This window comes from Streptomyces sp. SBT349 (assembly GCF_001083795.1).
GTDB lineage: Bacteria > Actinomycetota > Actinomycetes > Streptomycetales > Streptomycetaceae > Streptomyces.
In genome coordinates this window covers 1-3660 of the sequence record NZ_LAVK01000524.1, presented here as the reverse complement: position 1 = coordinate 3660, position 3660 = coordinate 1, and the positions used below count along the sequence as shown (strand labels likewise).

The 3660-nt window shown below is 75.2% G+C and carries 3 protein-coding genes; all 3 read left to right on the top strand.

Annotated features, from left to right (window positions below):
- A partial coding sequence (locus ADY01_RS34025) for an MFS transporter (RefSeq protein WP_107081898.1) occupies positions 1-1287 on the top strand: 1287 nt, incomplete at its 5' end.
- Between the two features lie 7 nt (positions 1288-1294).
- Complete coding sequence (locus ADY01_RS34020; protein WP_053171496.1) at positions 1295-2059, top strand: SDR family NAD(P)-dependent oxidoreductase; 765 nt, start codon at positions 1295-1297, stop codon at positions 2057-2059.
- The gene (locus ADY01_RS34015; RefSeq protein ID WP_078900843.1) at positions 2034-3575 is read left to right on the top strand and encodes a mannitol dehydrogenase family protein; all 1542 of its coding nucleotides are present in this window, start codon (positions 2034-2036) and stop codon (positions 3573-3575) included. Before ADY01_RS34020 ends, ADY01_RS34015 begins: the two co-directional genes overlap by 26 nt.
- The last annotated feature ends 85 nt before the right edge of the window (positions 3576-3660 follow it).

Here is a 3660-nt window from a genome sequence, read left to right as displayed (position 1 = left end):
CAGCAGCTCGCTCCAGGTCCCCGCGGGGAGCGGGATGCCGTGGGCGAGGCGCTCGGCGCGGGTGCGTTCCTCGGGCTCGCCGGGGACCAGGACCTCGTGGTGGCCCTCGGCGAGCGGGGTGCGGGCACGCTCATCGGCTTCGCCACCTTCGGCGTCGGATTCGTCTTCCGCCCCCTCGGCGGCTTCCTCTTCGGCTCCATCGGCGACCGCATCGGCAGGCGCGCCACCCTGGTGCTGACCACGTTGATCATGGGCCTGTCCACCGGCGTCATCGGGCTGCTGCCGACCTACGAGTCGATCGGCCTCGCCGCCCCGCTCCTCCTCGCCCTGATGCGGATCTGCCAGGGTCTCGGCGCGGGCGCCGAGTTCGGCGGGGCCTCCACCCTGCTCGCCGAGCACGCGCCCCCCGCGCGGCGCGGCTACTACGCCTCGTTCGCGCAGATGGGCGTGCAGATCGGCCTCGTCCTCGGCACCGTCGCGTTCCTGCTGGTCGAGCTCCTCTCCGACGAGGCGCTCGAATCCTGGGGCTGGCGGCTCCCGTTCCTCTTCAGCTTCGTCCTGATCGCCGTCTCCCTCTATGTGCGCCTGCGCGTCGCCGAGTCGCCCGTCTTCCGGCGGATGCGGCGCGAGCAGCGCGTCGTGAGGATCCCCGCCCGCGAGACGCTGCGCCGCTACCCGCGCAACTTCCTGGTCGGCATCGGCGCGCACATCTGCGACACCGCCGTCGTCTACATCTACGCGACCTTCTCCGTCTCCTATGTCACCGACGAACTCGGCCTGGAACGCTGGGTCGCGCTCACCGGCGTCATCGCCTTCGGGCTCGTCGTCATCGCGCTCCAACCCGTCTACGGCGCGCTCTCCGACCGCGTGGGACGGCGCCCGCTCAACCTGTTCGGCGTGGTCTTCACCGGCCTCTTCGCCTTCCCGCTCTTCCTCCTGATGGAGACGGGGGCGCCACCGCTCATCTGGCTGGCCCTGATCATCGCCACCGGACTCGGGCTCGCGCCCATGATCGCCGTGCAGCCGGCCTTCTACGCCGAGTTGTTCGGCGCCCGTGTCCGCTACACGGGCTTCGCGGCCTCCCGCGAGATCGGCGCGGCCGTCGCCGGGTTCTCCCCGTTCGTCGCCGCGGGGCTCCTCGAACTCGCCGACGGCTCGCCCTGGCTGGTCGCCGGGTTCATGATGGTCACCGCGGCGGTGTCGTTCGTGGCGTTCCTCCACTCCAAGGAGTCCCGCCACGTGGACATCGCCGAGGAGGAGCTCGCGACCTACGACCGGGAAGGGTAGGGCGGCCATGGAACCGCGGGGCGCGGTCGCCGTGATCACCGGCGGCTGCACGGGAATCGGCAGGGCCACCGCCCTCGCCCTGGCCGGGAGCGGGGCCACGGGCATCGTCGCGGGCTGGAGCCGTTCCGCCGACGACGCCGCCACGCTCGTGCCCGAGGCCGAGGCGCTGGGGGCGCGCACCCTGGCCGAACGCGCCGACGTCACCGACGACGCGGCCGTGCGGGCGCTGGCGGCCACCGCCCTCGAACGGTTCGGCCGCGTCGACATCCTCGTCAACAACGCGGCCACCACCCGCGCCGTCCCCGAGGACGACCTGGACGCGCTGGGCGACGAGGACTGGCACGCGGTCCTCGACGTCAACGTGGTCGGCGCGTTCCGCTGCGCCAGGGCGTTCGCGCCCGCGCTGCGCGCCTCCGGCGGCGCCCTGGTCAACGTCGCCTCCATCGCGGGCTTCCGCGCCGGGGGTTCCTCCCTCGCCTACGGCGCGAGCAAGGCGGCGCTGCTCCAGCTCACCCGAGACCTGGCGAGCGCGCTGGCGCCCCGCGTCCGGGTGAACGCCGTCGCCCCCGGCACCGTCGCCACCCGCTGGCAGACCGGCCTGCACGGCGAGGAGGGGTTCGCCGCACGCGCCAGGGCCGAGCGCGCGACGGTCCCCCTGCGCGCCACCCCCGGGCCGGAGCACGTCGCGCAGGCGATCCTCGGGCTGCTGCGGATGGACCTGGTCACCGGCGAGGCGGTGATCGTCGATGGCGGAAAGCACATCCGCTACTGACGCGGGGCGCGTTCCTCCCGCCGGATCGGCGGGTCCCGCCGACGGCGCCCGCCGCCTGGAACGCGCCACGCTCACGACCGTTCCGGCATACGCGCGCCCGCGCGTGCCCCTCGACGCGCGCCGCACGGGCATCGTTCACCTCGGACCCGGCGCGTTCCACCGGGCCCACCAGGCCGTCTACACCGAGGACGCCATGGCCGCCACCGGCGACCCGGCCTGGGGCATCTGCGCCGTCGCGCCGCGCGGCAGGGCCGTGGTCGACCGACTCCGCCCGCAGGACGGCCTGTTCTCCGTCCTCAGGCTCGACCGGGACGGCGGTGCCGGGGAGCCCCCGGTCCGCGTCATCGGCAGCGTCACCGAGGTGCTCGCGGCGCCCGACGACCCCGCCGCCGTCGCCGCGCGGATCGCCGACCCCGCCGTCGCCGTGGTCACCCTGACCGTCACCGAGAAGGGGTACCGGCGCGACCGGGCCACCGGCGGCCTCGCCCTCGGCGACCCGCTGGTCGCCCACGACCTGACCGGTGCCCCGCCCCGCACCGCCGTCGGCCTGCTCGTCGGCGGCCTGCGGCTGCGCCACCGGCGCGGCGGCGGGCCGCTGACCGTGGTCTCCTGCGACAACCTGCCGTCCAACGGGCCCCTCGTCCGCCGCCTGGTCACCGACCTCGCCGCCCGGCTGCCCGGCGCCGGGGGACTGCCCGAGTGGATCGAGGCGCACGTCGCGTTCCCCTCCACCATGGTCGACCGCATCGTCCCCGCCACGCGCCCTCGCGACCTGGCGCGCATCGCCGAACTCCTCGGCGTCCGCGACGAAGGGGCGGTGGCGGCCGAGCCGTTCGGCCAGTGGGTCATCGAGGACCGCTTCCCCGGCGGGCGCCCCCGCTGGGAGGTCGCGGGCGCCGACCTGGTGGACGACGTCGCCCCGTTCGAGACGGCCAAGCTGCGCCTGCTCAACGCCACCCACTCCGCCGTCGCCTACCTCGGCGCCCTCGCCGGGGCCACCACCATCGACCAGGCCCTGGCCCTGCCCGGCATGGCCGCGTTCACCGACCACCTCACCCGCCGGGAGATGCTCCCCACGCTGCGCCCCTGCCCGGGACTCGACCTGGAGGAGTACCGCACGCGCGTGCTGCGGCGCCTGGCCAACCCGGCGCTGGGCCACACCACCCGCCAGGTCGGCGCCGACGGCACCGAGAAGCTTCCCGTGCGCGTCCTCGCCCCGCTCCGCCACCACATCGGCGAGGGCCGCCTCCCGCACGGCGTCCTGCTGACCATCGCCGCCTGGATGCGCTACGTCACCACCGCGCCCGCGCTGGACGACCCTCGCGCGCAGGCGTTGGCGCCGGCGCGCGCCCACGCCGACGCGCCGGAGCGCGTGGTGGCGACGCTGCTCGGCCTGGGCGACGTGTTCGACCCCGAAACGGCCGAACTCCCCGGCCTGCGCCCCGCCCTGACCGCCCACCTCACGCTGCTGACCCGCCACGGCGTCCAGGCGGCGCTGCGGGAGTTCAAGGACTGAGGGCGAAGTCCGCTCGATGGGGTGAAGATCCCCGCCGTCTCTCGTGCCCGGCCCCGGCCCCGGCATACCTTCTTCCCCCTCGGCC

Excerpts from the sequence above, each read along its gene's own strand:
- ADY01_RS34020 (WP_053171496.1), top strand. The coding sequence starts at position 1,295 with ATGGAACCGCGGGGCGCGGTCGCCGTGATCACCGGCGGCTGCACGGGA.
- ADY01_RS34015 (WP_078900843.1), top strand. The coding sequence starts at position 2,034 with ATGGCGGAAAGCACATCCGCTACTGACGCGGGGCGCGTTCCTCCCGCC.